Source organism: Serratia sp. ME47, assembly GCF_903970925.1.
In the GTDB taxonomy this organism is placed as follows: domain Bacteria; phylum Pseudomonadota; class Gammaproteobacteria; order Enterobacterales; family Enterobacteriaceae; genus Serratia; species Serratia ureilytica.
On record NZ_CAJCKE010000007.1, the window covers coordinates 27935 to 42616 of the forward strand.

Sequence of the window (14682 nt, forward strand, 5' to 3'; positions counted from 1 at the left end):
GCTTTACTGCTCTGCGCTGACGCGGATGCCCTGTTGAACAAAACTGTCCCGCAGCTTGCGCGCATACGCCAGCGCATGCTCGCCGTCCCCGTGCAGGCAGACGGTCTCCGCCTGTACGGCGGTCCAAACGCCATCGACGCTGCGCACCCGGTGATGGCGCACCATCTCCAGGGTTTGCGCCAGCGCTTGTTCATCATCCTCGATCAATGCCCCCGGCAAACCGCGCGGCACCAGCGTGCCGTCGGCCTGATAACCGCGATCGGCGAACACCTCCTGCCGGGTGGTCAGACCGAGCCGTTGCCCGGCGCGGATCAGCTCGCTGCCGGCCAGCCCCACCAGCCGCAGCGCCGGATCGACCGCCTGCACCGCCCGGGCGATGGCTTCCGCCAGCGCCGGCTCAACCGCCGCCTGGTTGTACAGCATGCCGTGCGGCTTAACGTGCACCATCACCCCGCCCTCGGCGCGGGCGATGGCCGCCAGCGCCCCGAGCTGATACACCACCTGCGCGTACACCGTTTCCGGCGGCAGCTGCATGCGAGTGCGGCCGAAATTCTCCCGATCGGGAAAACTCGGGTGGGCGCCGATCGCCACGCCGTACTGCAATGCCCAGCGCACCGACTGACGCATGGTCTGCGCATCGCCGGCGTGGAAGCCGCAGGCGATGTTGGCCGAGCTCACCAATTGCAACAGCGCCTGGTCGTTGGCGCAGCCTTCGCCGAGATCGGCGTTCAAATCAACGATCATGTAACCCCCAGGCAATCTGTCGAAGGAAAAGATCCTGCTCGGCCTTGGCGCGCTGCGCCTCGGCCAGTGAACAGAGAACGAAATGGATCGGTTCGCCGAGACGGATCTGCGCCAAATGGTAAAGATCGGCTTCGATCACGCAGGCGATGCGCGGGTAACCGCCGGTGGTTTGCGCATCGGCCATCAGCACGATCGGCTGGCCGTTGTGCGGCACCTGCACCACGCCGGGCATCAGGCCGTGCGACAGCATCTCTCTGTCGGTGGTGCGTGCCAGCGGCGTGCCGCCGTGCAGACGGTAGCCCATGCGGTTGCTCTGCGGGCTGAGCTGCCAGGCGGCGCGCCAAAACGCATCTTGCGCCTCTTCGCTGAATTCGGCGTACTCCGGCCCCGGCAACGCACGGATGCGATTGGTGAACAGCAACTGCTTCACGCCACAGCGGGTTTGCGGTTCAGCGGCGGATTTGCCCAGCGGCAACCGATCGCCGTCCTTCAGATTACGCCCCTCGCACCCGCCAAAAGCGGCTTTCATGTCGGTGCTGCGCGAGCCCAGCATTTCCGGCACGGCGATACCGCCGGCGATCGCGAGATAACTGCGCATGCCGCGCTTCGGCGTGCCCAGCACCAGCCGCTGCCCCTTTTTCACCGGGTAGCGCCAGCCGGTCCACAGCGGCTTACCGTCCAGCTGCGCGTCGCAGCCGGCGCCGGTCAGGGCGATCCAGCCGGGACGGGTAAACTCGGCGCTGAACTGGCCGAGCGTGATCTCCAGCCCGGCGGCCTCCGGCGCGTTGCCCACCAGCAGGTTGGCGATCTTCAGCGCCGGTTGATCCAACGCGCCGCCGGTACTGATGCCCAGACGGCGAAATCCTTCACGGCCCAAATCCTGCACCGTGGTATAGATGCCGGCGCGCAGAATAATCAGCATACGCCCTCCTTCTGCGGCACAAAGCGTACGCTATCGCCCGGGCGCAGCAGCGTCGGCGGCATTTCATGGGGATTGAACAACGCCAGCGGCGTGCGGCCGATCAGCTGCCAGCCGCCGGGCGTCGCCAGCGGATAGATGCCGGTCTGGCCGCCGCCGATACCGACGGAGCCGGCCGCCACCGCCAGACGCGGTTCGGCGCGGCGCGGCGTCGCCAGTTTTTCCGGCATGCCGCCCAAATAGGAGAAGCCCGGCTGAAAGCCGAGAAAATAGACCACGTAAGCCGCCGCCGCATGGCATTCCACCACCTGTCGCGGCGTCATGCCGGTATGGCGCGCCACCTCATCCAGATCAGGGCCCTGTTCCCCGCCGTAGACAACCGGGATCTCCACCTGACGCGACTCCGGCGTCAGGCGCTCTTTGCTTTCCCACCCCTGCTGCAGTAACGCGAGCATCGCTTCGGCGTCGGCCTGCGGCGTATGCAACAGCAGCGTCAGGTTGTTCATTCCCGGCACCACTTCCCGCACGTCAGGATGATGATTCAGCTTTTCCGCCAGCGCCCAGATGCGCTGCTGGCTCGGCAACGTCACCGGCGGTGACAGTTCAAGCACTACCGCTCTTTCACCTAAAAGGTAATAACGCGCTTGTTGCACCCTTATTCTCCTTATTATTATCGCGCTGAAAAACACACCAGTTATGCGTGACGCAGCCCCGGCTGTCAATAGAACGCAACCATAAGGAAAATAAGGAAATAGCGCGATAAAAGGATTCAGCCGGCGCGCAGGCCGGGCTGGATCCGACGCAGAAAAAAATCAGGCGGGATTCGGGATATCGATAAAGGTCACATCAAAACCGTGGTGCTGAGCCAGCCATTCCCCCAGCGCTTTCACGCCGCCGCGCTCGGTCGCGTGGTGGCCGGCGGCAAAGAAATGCACGCCCATTTCGCGCGCGCTGTGAATGGTCTGCTCAGACACTTCACCGCTGATGAAAGCATCGACGCCGAAGCGCGCCGCGCTGTCGATAAAGCCCTGGCCGCCGCCGGTGCACCAGGCCACTCGGCGAATATGCTCAGGCGCGTTATCGCCGCAGTGCAGCACCGCGCGCCCCAGCCGGCTTTCGATGCGCTGTTGCAGCGCTTCGCCGGTCAGCGGCTGTTCGAATTCCCCGTGCGGCACCAGCGGCTCGACGTCGCCAATCACCCGAATGCCCAGCGCCTGCGCCAGCTGCGCGTTGTTGCCCAGCACCGGATGCGCGTCCAACGGCAAGTGGTAGCCGTACAGATTGATGTCGTGGGTCAACAGCGTTTTCAGGCGGTTGCGCTTCATGCCGCGCACCGCCGGCGCCTCGTTTTTCCAGAAATAGCCGTGATGCACGATGATCGCGTCGGCCTGATGCGCCACCGCGGCGTCCAACAGCGCCTGACAGGCGGTGACGCCGGTCACGATGCGCTGCACGTGCGGGCGCCCTTCCACCTGCAATCCATTGGGGGCATAGTCCTGAAACGCCGCGGCGTTCAGTTCCGTGTTGATCAGTTGTTCCAGATCGAGGTTACGCATTCTCTTCTCTCTTCATAGTCAAAATGTCTGCCGATCGCCCTGCGCCATCAGGATGAATTTCACCCCCAGATCGTTGCCCTGCGCCAGCTGCTGCGCAATGGCGGCGCGCGCGTCTTCGCCCTGCTTCAGGCTCGGTTTGATGTGGCTGATCACCACCGGCAGACCGTTCAGCGAGCCTTCGCCGCCGCTGTACTGCGTCAGGTTCTTCAGCTCCTTCAGCAGCCAGGCCGGCGTCAGATGGCCGTACAGATGTTTGTCCTCCACCCCGTTAGGGTAAGAGGTTTCGATAATCATGCCCTTGAGCTTTTTCTGCTCGACAAGCGGCCCCAGCACGCGCCACACGGCATCGAGATCGCGCGACTGCTCCACCTTGTCCGGCCCGGTATCGCCGAAGTAGGCGAAGAACTCGTTGCCGTTGGAAATCAGCAGCATTGACGACGGGTAGCGATCGTGGCTGAGCGGGTACATCACGCCGGTCAACCCGGTCAGGCCGAGGGTAAAGCGCTGCTGCGGCCGCACCGTTTGCAGCCGGTAGGTGCCCAGCCGCGAGCCGTTGCCGGCGTCGGTAAAGTTCGGCCAGGCCTTCCAGTTGAAGTAATGGTTGCGCAGGGTCAGCACGGTGTCCGCCTGGGCGTAAACGGTTTTTTTATTATCCTCGGGCGAGCCGACGATCAGCCCCGCCACGTGGTCCAGATGGCCGTGGCTGATGAAATAGCCGCCGATCAACTGCCGGAACACATAGCCCTGCGGCGTGTAAGGCGCGGCCAGCTCGGGGGTCACCTGCGGGAAACTGCCCTTCTCCAGCCCTTTGGCGATGCCCGGCAGCAGCGAGCCGGCGTCCAGCGCCACATACTGCGGCTGATTATCGCTGCGGATCAGATAAGAGGTCAGGTTGCCGTCGCTGACGCCGCCGTCGACGCCCAGCGCCACCACGTCAAAGCCGGCGATCGCCAGCGCGGAATAGCCGCTCAGGCACAGGGCCAGCACCTTTTTCATCATTACGTCGCTCCTTGCAGTTGCCTCAAGACTCTCCCCGCTTCGCCGCCTCGAACGCCGCCAACGTCTCCACGCGGGCTTGTTTGTGATCGACGATCGGCAGCGGGTAGTTCAGCGTACGGCGCTGCTTTTCCGCCCAGCGGTGGGGGTAATGGATGTCATTGTCGGGCACATCCGCCAGTTCCGGCAACCATTTACGGATGAAAGTGCCTTGTGGATCAAAACGTTCACCCTGGGTGGTCGGGTTAAAGATGCGGAAATACGGCGCGGCGTCGGTGCCGGTGGAGGCCGCCCACTGCCAGCCGCCGTTATTGGCCGCCAGATCCCCGTCCAGCAGTTGCGACATGAAATAGCGCTCCCCGGCGCGCCAGTCGATCAGCAGATCCTTCACCAGAAAACTGGCGCTGATCATGCGCAGCCGGTTGTGCATCCAGCCGGTAGCGTTCAGTTGGCGCATGGCGGCATCGACGATCGGATAGCCGGTTTCGCCCCGCTGCCAGGCCTGCAGCTTCGCCGCGTCAGCGCTCCAGCGCACCTTGTCCGTCCAGGCGATAAAGGGACGATGGCGGCACAGCTCGGGGTAGGCCACCAGCAGATGGCGATAGAACTCGCGCCAAATCAGCTCGTTCAGCCAGGCGAAAGCGCCGCTCTCGCGATCTTCCAGCAGCTGCGGGCATTCGGCGCGCAGGCGGTTAAAACACTGGCGCGGCGACAGCGCGCCGATCGCCAGATAGGGCGACAGGCTGCTGGTGCCGGCGATGGCGGGCAGATCGCGCTGCCGAAGGTAATCTTGCACCTGCTCACGACAAAAGGCGCGCAGCCGCTGCAGCGCGGCCTCCTCGCCGGCGGGATAATCATCCCCGATGTCCGCCGCGGGATAATCGAACGCCGCCGGCGCTTCAGGCGCAGGCAACGCGCCATCGGCACGGATCTTCGGCGCCGGCAGGCAGCTCACGTCGGACTCAGTCAGGCGCTGAATGAAGGCGTTGCGAAACGGCGTATAAACCTTGTACATCTCGCCGCCGCCGGTTAGCACGCTGCCCGGCGGCAACAGCAGGCTGTCATCAAAACCGTGGCACGTTACCCGCCCATTCAACTGCTGCTCCAGCCGCGCATCGCGTCGCCGTTCATTCAGTTCGTACTGGCGGTTGTAAAATAACGCGTCCACCTGCTCTCGCCGGCAATACTCCGCCAGCCAGTCGATCGACGCGGCAAAGTCCGTGCCGGCATGGCAATGCAGCGCAATGCCCTTTTGCGCCAGCGCCTGCTGTACCGCCCGCAGGCTGGCGTGGATCAGCGCCGCCTGCCGCGGCGCCATCTCATGTTCCCGCCACTGCTGCGGGGTGGCGATAAACACCGCCAGCACCCGGGCTTTGGGATCGCTGCAGGCAGCGTGCAGCGCTTTGTTGTCGGTGATACGCAGATCGTTACGCAACCAGACCAGATGCGTGGTCATAAAATTCCCTTGTCAATCAATGGCCGTAACGCAAACGCAGCGCCTCCGGATAAGGTTCGAAATAGCGTTGTTCCGCCAAATAACTGTCGGGGTATTCCGCCATGTAATGCTTAAGCAAGGCGATCGGCGCCAGCAGCGGCTGCATGCCCTGCCGGTAGCGGTCGATCAGGTGCGCCAGCTCCTGGCGCTGCGCCGCGCTGAGCTGGCGGCGGAAGTAACCCTGCACGTGCATCAGCACGTTGGTATGGTTGCGGCGCGTCGCCTTGTGCGCCAACAGCGCCATCAGGCGGCTGCGGTACTCCACGGCGAAGTCTTCCAGCGAGTCCCAGCGATGAATGTCGGCGACGAAACGCCCCAGTTCGCGGTACGCCGGCTGCGAATGCGCCAGCAGCGACAGCTTGTAGCGGCTGTGAAACGCGATCAGCCCGCCGCGGGTCAGCCCCTGACGCCATAGCATGTTCAACTCATACAGCGCGTACACTCGCTCGATAAAGTTTTCCCGCAGCGCCGCATCCTGCAAACGCCCATCCTCTTCCACCGGCAGCCACGGCATCTGGCGCAGCAGCTCGGCGGTAAACAGCCCGACGCCGTTTTTACGCGAGTCCTTGCCGTTCTCGCTGTAGACCCGCACCCGCTCCAGGCCGCAGCTCGGCGACTTGGCGCAGACGATGTAACCGCACAAGTGCTGCAACGCGGCCACGCGCTGCGCGGAGAAACTGCGCATCTCCTCGGTCAGATCCACGCCGGCGTCGTTGCTGTAGCGCATCGCCGGCCACGGCTGCGCCTGTTTCACCAGGCGCAGCGCCGGGCGCGGCGTGGGCAGGCCGATCGCCATTTCCGGGCATACGGGCTCAAAGCGCACATAGGGCGCCAACTGTTCCACCGCGAAGGCCAGCCGCTTGTGGCCACCGTCGAAACGCACCGCGTCGCCCAGTAAACAGGCGCTGATGCCGATAGGGATCTTGTCACTCATACCGTTCTCTCGTGGTGTTGGTCGATGGGGAAAGTGTAGAAGAATGGCTTGCCAAATACGACCTTGCGCTTGACGGCAGCGGGCTTGGGGCATAAAAAAACCCCCGCCGCAGGGCGAGGGTTGTTCGTGAGTCGGCAGTGACTCAGTAGAAGTCGCAGGACGCCAGTTCCGCCTGCTGCAGCCAGACCGGTTTATCGCTGGTTTTTGACCAGACGCGGTGCAGGTAGCTGTAAAAACGCCCGCGATCGCTGCGGAACAGCATCACCGGCAGGGCCAAAATGCCCGCGATCACCACTGCGCTGCGGCGCAGGAGAATCCGATGCAGTGAATAAGCGTGATAGGTCGTAGACATGCGAACCTCCTTAAAAACGCCTGCCGTTGATTTGTCAGGGAAAACGGCGTGGGCGTATCAAATGAACAATCGGTAATTTGGTAACTGGACAAAATTTTAGCGCACTTGATGAAAGTTTACTACTCATCCGACCACTAAATCGCACAAAAAATCGCTAATCACCGCGGCGATTCGTAATTTTGTTACAATCAAGTTAATTTTTAACTTAACATTGGTTACGTTGTGGTTATTATCCGGGTTATTATTTCCCGCTTACGCCCGTTCTCCCTCCCCCATCAGGGGCAATCTCGCCACCGGCCTGATGGTTGAAATGCTGAATTTCCGCTGCAATTTCAGCCATTTTTATACTTTTTTTACACCCACCCGCGCGATTTTTTCATCTTCTTTCTACCCCTCTCCCTACACTGCCTCTATCAAAAACAACACCTCTGGAGGTGTCCCGTGAGTTTCAGCGTTATTGGTGGTGCGCTGTTGGTTCTGCTGCTGTTGGCCTATTTGGTCTACGCCCTGTTTAACGCGGAGGATTTCTGATGGCGGCTTCAGCCTTTTTACTGATCGCCAGCTTCCTGCTGGTGCTTCTGCTGCTGGCCCGGCCGCTGGGCGGCTTTATGGCGCGCCTGATCGAAGGTGAGCCGCTGCCTGCGCTGCGCGGGGTGGAAGCCGGCGTCTGGCGCGCCTGCGGCATCCGCGCCACCGAGATGAACTGGTGGCAGTACGCGCTGGCGATCCTGGCGTTCAACCTGCTCGGCCTGGCATTGCTGTTCGCCCTGCTGATGACGCAGGGCTCGCTGCCGCTCAACCCGCAAGGCTTCCCGGGCCTCTCCTGGGATCTGGCGCTCAACACCGCCGTCAGCTTCGTCACCAACACCAACTGGCAGGCCTACAGCGGCGAAAGCGCCCTCAGCTATTTCAGCCAAATGGCCGGGCTGGCGGTGCAGAACTTCGTCTCCGCCTCCACCGGCATCGCCGTGGCCTTTGCGCTGATCCGCGCCTTTACCCGCCGCGCCGGCAAGACCGTCGGCAACGCCTGGGCCGATCTGTTCCGCATCACGCTGTATGTGCTGCTGCCGATCGCGCTGCTGATCGCCCTGTTCTTCGTCAGCCAGGGCACGCTGCAAAACTTCCTGCCTTACCTGCACGTCACCACGCTTGAAGGCGCGCAGCAAACGCTGCCGATGGGGCCGGTGGCCTCGCAGGAAGCGATCAAAATGCTCGGCACCAACGGCGGCGGCTTCTTCGGCGCCAACTCGGCGCACCCGTTCGAGAACCCAACCGTGCTGACCAACTTCGTGCAGATGCTGGCCATCTTCCTGATCCCCTGCGCGCTGTGCTTCTCCTTCGGGCAGTTGGCCGGTGAAAACCGCCAGGGCCACGCGCTGATCTGGGCGATGGCGCTGATCTTCGTGGTGGCGGTGGTGGTGGTGATGGTCGCCGAGCTGGCGGGCAACCCGCACCTGAGCGCGCTGGGCGCCGACAGCAACATCAATATGGAAGGCAAAGAGTCGCGCTTCGGCATTCTCGCCACCAGCCTGTTCTCGGTGGTGACCACCGCCGCGTCCTGCGGGGCGGTCAACGCCATGCACGACTCCTTCACCGCGCTGGGCGGCATGGTGCCGATGTGGCTGATGCAGATCGGTGAAGTGGTGTTCGGCGGCGTCGGCTCCGGCCTGTACGGCATGCTGCTGTTCGTGCTGCTGACGGTGTTTATCGCCGGTCTGATGATCGGCCGCACCCCGGAATACCTGGGCAAAAAAATCGACGTTTACGACATGAAGATGACCGCGCTGGCGATCCTGGTCACGCCGACGCTGGTGTTGCTGGGCAGCGCGCTGGCCATCGGCACCGACGCGGGCCGCGCCGGCATCCTCAATCCGGGCGCCCACGGCTTCAGCGAAGTGCTGTATGCCCTGTCCTCCGCCGCCAACAACAACGGCAGCGCCTTCGCCGGCTTGAGCGTCAATACGCCGTTCTACAACCTGCTGCTGGCCTTCGCCATGTTCGTCGGCCGCTTCGGGGTGATCCTGCCGGTGCTGGCGATCGCCGGTTCGCTGAGCGCCAAGCCACGCCAGCCGGCGGGCAACGGCACCCTGCCGACCTATGGGCCGCTGTTTATCGGCCTGCTGATCGGCACCGTGCTGCTGGTGGGCGCGCTGACCTTCGTGCCGGCGCTGGCGCTGGGCCCGGTGGCCGAGCATTTGCAACTTTGGTTGGCAAACTAACCGACGTCACAGAGAGAGAATAAGAGATGACTCGCAAACAACGCGCGCTGTTTGAACCGGCTCTGGTGCGCACCGCGCTGATCGATGCGGTGAAAAAACTGGACCCTCGCGTTCAATGGCGCAACCCGGTGATGTTCGTGGTGTATATCGGCAGCCTGCTGACCACCGCCATCTGGCTGGCGATCCTCGCCGGCCAAACCGACGGTGCCGCCGCCTTTACCGGCAGCGTCTCCCTGTGGTTGTGGTTCACCGTGCTGTTCGCCAACTTCGCCGAGGCGCTGGCCGAAGGCCGCAGCAAGGCCCAGGCGGAAAGCCTGAAAGGCACCAAGAAAACCAGCTGGGCGAAAAAACTGGCCGGCCCGCGCCGCGACGGCGCCACGGAGAAAGTGGCCGCCGAGAGCCTGCGCAAAGGCGATATCGTGCTGGTGGAAGCCGGCGACACCATTCCGTGCGACGGCGAAGTGCTGGAGGGCGGCGCCTCGGTGGATGAAAGCGCCATCACCGGGGAATCCGCCCCGGTGATCCGCGAATCCGGCGGGGACTTCTCCTCGGTCACCGGCGGCACCCGCGTGCTGTCCGACTGGCTGGTGGTGCAGTGCAGCGTCAACCCGGGGGAAACCTTCCTCGATCGCATGATCGCCATGGTGGAAGGCGCCAAACGCCGCAAAACGCCGAACGAAATCGCGCTGACCATCCTGCTGGTGGCGCTGACCATCGTGTTCGTGTTGGCCACCGCCACCCTGTTCCCGTTCTCGCAATACAGCGTCGAGGCGGCCGGCAGCGGCAGCGTGGTCACCATCACCGTGCTGGTCGCGCTGCTGGTTTGCCTGATCCCCACCACCATCGGCGGTCTGCTGTCCGCCATCGGCGTGGCCGGGATGAGCCGCATGCTCGGCGCCAACGTGATCGCCACCAGCGGCCGCGCGGTGGAAGCCGCCGGCGACGTGGACGTGCTGCTGCTGGATAAAACCGGCACCATTACGCTGGGCAACCGTCAGGCGTCGGAGTTCCTGCCGGCGCCGGGCGTGAAAGAACAAGAGCTGGCGGACGCCGCGCAGCTGGCTTCGCTGGCGGACGAAACGCCGGAAGGCCGCAGCATCGTGGTGCTGGCCAAACAGCGCTTTAACCTGCGCGAGCGCGATCTGCAGGCGCTGAACGCCACCTTCGTGCCCTTCTCCGCCCAGACTCGCATGAGCGGCGTCAACGTGCAGGAGCGCATGATCCGCAAAGGCGCGGTGGACGCCATTCGCCGTCACGTCGAAACCAATCAGGGGCACTTCCCGCGGGCGGTGGACGATCTGGTGGAAAGCGTGGCGCGCACCGGCGGCACGCCGCTGGTGGTGGCGGAAGGCGCCCGGGTGCTGGGCGTGGTGGCGTTGAAGGATATCGTCAAGGGCGGCATCAAAGAGCGCTTCAATGAGCTGCGCAAGATGGGCATCAAAACGGTGATGATCACCGGCGATAACCCGCTGACCGCGGCGGCGATCGCCGCCGAAGCCGGGGTGGACGACTTCCTGTCGGAAGCCACGCCGGAAGCCAAACTGGCGCTGATCCGCCAGTATCAGGCGGAAGGCCGTCTGGTGGCGATGACCGGCGACGGCACCAACGACGCCCCGGCGTTGGCGCAGGCCGATGTGGCGGTGGCGATGAACTCAGGCACCCAGGCCGCCAAAGAGGCGGGCAACATGGTCGATCTGGATTCCAACCCGACCAAGCTGATCGAAGTGGTGCATATCGGCAAACAGATGCTGATGACGCGCGGCTCGCTGACCACCTTCAGCATCGCCAACGACGTGGCCAAGTACTTCGCCATCATTCCGGCGGCGTTCGCGGCCACCTATCCGCAGCTGAACGCGCTGAACGTGATGCACCTGCACTCCCCCGCCTCCGCCATCATGTCGGCGGTGATCTTCAACGCCCTGGTGATCGTGTTTCTGATCCCGCTGGCGCTGAAAGGGGTGAGCTACAAACCGATGAGCGCCGCGGCTCTGCTGCGCCGCAACCTGTGGCTGTACGGGGTCGGCGGTCTGCTGGTGCCGTTCATCGGCATCAAACTGATCGACCTGATCCTGGTCGCGCTGCACGTCGCCGGTTAACCATTGAGGGAAATGAACATGACGTATTTACGACCTGCGCTGGTGATGTTGATCCTGCTGACGCTGCTCACCGGCATCGCCTATCCGCTGCTGACCACCGGGCTGGCGCAGCTGCTGTTTTCGGGCGCGGCTAACGGTTCGCTGCTGTACCAGGGCGACAAGGCGGTCGGCTCCGCGCTGATCGGCCAGAACTTCACGCGCGCCGACTATTTCTGGGGCCGCCCGTCGGCGACCGGCGATTCAGCCTATAATCCACTGGCCTCCGCCGGCAGCAACCTGGCGGCCACCAACCCGGCGCTGGATAAGGCTATCGCCGAACGCGCGGCGCAGCTGCGCCAGGCCAATCCGGCCATGAGCGGCCCGATCCCGGTGGATCTGCTGACCGCCTCCGGCAGCGGGCTGGATCCGCAGATCTCGATCGTCGCGGCGCGGTATCAGCTGGCGCGGGTCGCGGCGGCACGTCATCTGCCGCCGGAACAGGTCGCCAAACTGATCGAAGACAACACCGATCGGGCCACGCCCAACTTCATGGGCGAATCGGTGGTCAACGTGTTGAAGCTGAACCTGGCGCTGGATGCGTTGAAGTAACGCGCCGTATTCAGCATAGTGATAGGGTTCGGCATGCCGAACCCCTTTTTGCTTGGTAACACAAGGAATTGTCATGGTCGAAGAAGAACAGCAGCGTCCCGATCCCGATAGCCTGCTGGCGCTGGCCAATGAAAAACCGCGCGGCCGGTTGAAGGTATTCTTCGGCGCCTGCGCCGGCGTAGGCAAAACCTACGCCATGCTGCAGGAGGCCCAGCGTTTGCGCGCACAGGGGCTGGATGTGCTGGTCGGCGTGGTGGAAACCCACGGCCGCAGCGAGACCGCCGCCCTGCTCGACGGCCTGGCGCTGTTGCCGCAAAAGCGCATCCAGCATCGTGGGCGACTGGTGCAGGAATTCGATCTCGACGCCGCGTTGGCGCGCCATCCGGCGCTGATCCTGATGGACGAACTGGCGCACAGCAACGCCCACGGTTCGCGCCACCCCAAACGCTGGCAGGATGTGGAAGAGCTGCTGGACGCCGGTATCGACGTGCTGACTACCGTCAACGTACAACATTTGGAAAGTCTGAACGACGTGGTGGGCGGCGTGACCGGCGTGCGGGTGCGCGAAACGGTGCCCGACCACGTGTTTGACGAGGCCAGCGAAGTGGTGCTGGTCGATCTGCCGCCGGACGATCTGCGCCGACGGCTGCACGAAGGCAAAGTGTATATTCCCGGTCAGGCCGAGCGCGCCATCGAGCATTTTTTCCGTAAAGGCAACCTGATCGCCCTGCGCGAGTTGGCGCTGCGCCGCACCGCCGATCGGGTCGATGACCAGATGCGCGAGTTTCGCGACACCCAGGGACGCGAGAAAGTGTGGCACACCCGCGACAGCATTCTGCTGTGCGTCGGCCACAACAGCGGCAACGAAAAGCTGGTGCGCATCGCCGCCCGGCTGGCGGCGCGGCTCGGCTGCCACTGGCATGCGGTCTACGTGGAAACCCCCAAGCTGCACCGGCTGCCGGAAAACCAGCGCCGCGCCATTCTGCGCGCGCTGCGGCTGGCGCAGGAGCTGGGCGCCGAAACCGCCACCCTGGCCGATCCGTCCGAAGAGCGCGCAGTGCTGCGCTACGCCCGCGAGCATAACCTCGGCAAAATCATCATCGGCCGCCGCAGCGAGCAGCGCTGGAAGCTGCGCGGCAGTTTCGCCGATCGCCTCGGCCGGCTGGGCCCGGATCTCGATCTGGTGATCGTCGCGCTGGACAGCGACGCCGCACAGCCGCCGCCGGGCAAGGAGCACGACGGCCGCAGCTTCAATGAGAAATGGCGCATGCAGCTGCGCGGCTGCGCGGTGGCGGTGGCGCTGTGCGCGCTGATCACCCTGCTCTCGCAGTGGCTGCTGCCGGGCTTCGATCAGGCCAACCTGGTGATGGTCTACCTGCTCGGCGTGGCGATCGTCGCGCTGTTCTTCGGCCGCTGGCCATCGGTGCTGGCGGCGGTGATCAACGTCGCCAGTTTCGATCTGTTCTTCGTTCAGCCCGAATGGTCGTTCGCCGTCAGCGATATGCAGTATCTGCTGACCTTCGGCGTGATGCTCGCCGTCGGCATCATCATCGGCAACCTGACCGCCGGGGTGCGTTATCAGGCCCGGGTGGCGCGCTATCGCGAGCAGCGGGCGCGCCATCTGTACGAAATGTCACGCGGGCTGAGCCGCGCGCTGACCGTGGCCGACATCGCCAACACCAGCCGTCATTTCCTCTCCAGCAGCTTCCAGGCGAAAACCGTGCTGCTGCTGCCGCAGGAAGACGGCCGGCTGCAGCAAATGATCGGCGAGGAAGGCGGGCTGCTGTCGGTAGACGAAGCCATCGCGCGCTGGAGTTTCGATAAAGGCTTGCCGGCCGGCGCCGGCACCGACACCCTGCCCGGCGTGCCTTACCAACTGCTGCCGCTCAATACCCCCAAACAGACCTTCGGCCTGTTGGCGATCGAACCCAACAACCTGCGCCAGCTGATGGTGCCGGAACAACAGCGGCTGCTGCAAACCTTCGCAGTGCTGATCGCCAGCGCGCTGGAACGGCTGCACCTGGCGCGCAGCGCCGAAGAAGCCAAGCTGGACGCCGAACGCGAACAGCTGCGCAACTCGCTGCTGGCGGCGCTGTCGCACGATCTGCGCACCCCGCTGACCGTGTTGTTCGGCCAGGCGGAAATTCTCACGCTGGACCTGGCGGCCGAAGGCTCCAATCACGCCACCCAGGCCAGCCAGATCCGCCAGCAGGTGCTGAGCACCACCCGGCTGGTGAACAACCTGCTGGATATGGCGCGCATCCAGTCCGGCGGTTTCAGCCTGCGTAAAGAGTGGCAGTCGCTGGAAGAGATCGTCGGCGCTTCGCTGCATATGCTGGAGCCGCTGCTCAGCCAGCATCCGATCGAGGTCGATCTGCCGCCGGAACAGATCCTGGTCAACTGCGACGGCAGCCTGCTGGAACGGGTGTTCACCAACCTGTTGGAAAACGCCAATAAATACGCCGGCGCCGAGGCCACCATCGGCATTCGCGCCCGCACGCTGCCCGAGTGGCTGGAAGTCGAGGTCTGGGATAACGGCCCCGGCATCCCCGCCGATCAGCTGCAGCTGATTTTCGACAAGTTTTCACGCGGCAATAAAGAGTCGGCGATCCCCGGCGTCGGCTTGGGGTTAGCGATTTGTCGTGCCATTATTGAAGTGCATGACGGCCGCATCTGGGCGGAAAACGGCGCCAACGGCGGCGCCAGCTTCCGCTTCGTGCTGCCGCTGGAAAAACCGCCCGAGATCGACGGCGACGCCTTCGATCTGTAATCAACGCAGGGGA

Annotated in this window: 13 protein-coding genes; 5 read left to right on the forward strand and 8 right to left on the reverse strand. The window is 63.9% G+C overall.

What is annotated here, in order from left to right; translation table 11 throughout:
• Nucleotides 1–3: 3 nt before the first annotated feature.
• The 8 genes from pxpA to H7A77_RS09880 all read right to left on the reverse strand — a co-directional run bounded on the left by pxpA (nt 4) and on the right by H7A77_RS09880 (nt 6996).
• On the reverse strand, nt 4–744 hold the full coding sequence (gene pxpA / locus H7A77_RS09845) for a 5-oxoprolinase subunit PxpA (RefSeq protein WP_004939906.1): 741 nt from the start codon (nt 742–744) through the stop codon (nt 4–6).
• Nucleotides 734–1666 carry a 5-oxoprolinase subunit PxpC gene (gene pxpC / locus H7A77_RS09850; protein WP_047572334.1) on the reverse strand — a complete coding sequence of 311 codons (933 nt, stop codon included), beginning with the start codon at nt 1664–1666 and terminating at the stop codon, nt 734–736. Before pxpC ends, pxpA begins: the two co-directional genes overlap by 11 nt.
• Nucleotides 1660–2316: a 5-oxoprolinase subunit PxpB gene (gene pxpB / locus H7A77_RS09855; protein ID WP_071997796.1), complete on the reverse strand. Its 657-nt coding sequence runs from the start codon at nt 2314–2316 to the stop codon at nt 1660–1662. Before pxpB ends, pxpC begins: the two co-directional genes overlap by 7 nt.
• Before the next feature lie 159 nt (nt 2317–2475).
• Complete coding sequence (locus H7A77_RS09860) at nt 2476–3219, reverse strand: type 2 GTP cyclohydrolase I (RefSeq protein ID WP_016928738.1); 744 nt, start codon at nt 3217–3219, stop codon at nt 2476–2478.
• A gap of 18 nt (nt 3220–3237) precedes the next feature.
• On the reverse strand, nt 3238–4218 hold the full coding sequence (locus tag H7A77_RS09865; RefSeq protein WP_042783859.1) for an MBL fold metallo-hydrolase: 981 nt from the start codon (nt 4216–4218) through the stop codon (nt 3238–3240).
• 22 nt (nt 4219–4240) lie between these two features.
• Nucleotides 4241–5671 (reverse strand): deoxyribodipyrimidine photo-lyase, encoded by a 1431-nt coding sequence (gene phrB, locus H7A77_RS09870; protein WP_072628175.1) that lies wholly within the window; start codon nt 5669–5671, stop codon nt 4241–4243.
• A 16-nt stretch (nt 5672–5687) separates the two neighbouring features.
• The gene (locus H7A77_RS09875; protein ID WP_033651168.1) at nt 5688–6644 is read right to left on the reverse strand and encodes a DUF523 and DUF1722 domain-containing protein; all 957 of its coding nucleotides are present in this window, start codon (nt 6642–6644) and stop codon (nt 5688–5690) included.
• A 142-nt stretch (nt 6645–6786) separates the two neighbouring features.
• Entirely contained in the window at nt 6787–6996 is a 210-nt protein-coding gene (locus H7A77_RS09880; RefSeq protein WP_004939916.1) for a YbfA family protein, read from the reverse strand.
• Nucleotides 6997–7437: 441 nt separating this feature from the next.
• On the opposite strand from H7A77_RS09880, the gene H7A77_RS09885 reads away from it, so the two are divergent.
• The 5 genes from H7A77_RS09885 (at nt 7438) to kdpD (ending at nt 14669) form a co-directional block, all read left to right on the forward strand.
• Nucleotides 7438–7527: a K(+)-transporting ATPase subunit F gene (locus H7A77_RS09885; RefSeq protein ID WP_016928742.1), complete on the forward strand. Its 90-nt coding sequence runs from the start codon at nt 7438–7440 to the stop codon at nt 7525–7527.
• On the forward strand, nt 7527–9215 hold the full coding sequence (gene kdpA / locus H7A77_RS09890) for a potassium-transporting ATPase subunit KdpA (RefSeq protein ID WP_182074099.1): 1689 nt from the start codon (nt 7527–7529) through the stop codon (nt 9213–9215). The genes H7A77_RS09885 and kdpA overlap by 1 nt, the downstream gene beginning before the upstream one ends.
• 26 nt (nt 9216–9241) lie before the next feature.
• Nucleotides 9242–11311, forward strand: a complete 2070-nt coding sequence (kdpB, locus tag H7A77_RS09895; RefSeq protein WP_033651166.1) for a potassium-transporting ATPase subunit KdpB — start codon at nt 9242–9244, stop codon at nt 11309–11311.
• 18 nt (nt 11312–11329) lie between these two features.
• Nucleotides 11330–11899, forward strand: a complete 570-nt coding sequence (gene kdpC, locus H7A77_RS09900; RefSeq protein WP_033651192.1) for a potassium-transporting ATPase subunit KdpC — start codon at nt 11330–11332, stop codon at nt 11897–11899.
• 73 nt (nt 11900–11972) lie between these two features.
• Nucleotides 11973–14669 carry a two-component system sensor histidine kinase KdpD gene (gene kdpD / locus H7A77_RS09905; protein WP_033642182.1) on the forward strand — a complete coding sequence of 899 codons (2697 nt, stop codon included), beginning with the start codon at nt 11973–11975 and terminating at the stop codon, nt 14667–14669.
• Nucleotides 14670–14682: the final 13 nt, after the last annotated feature.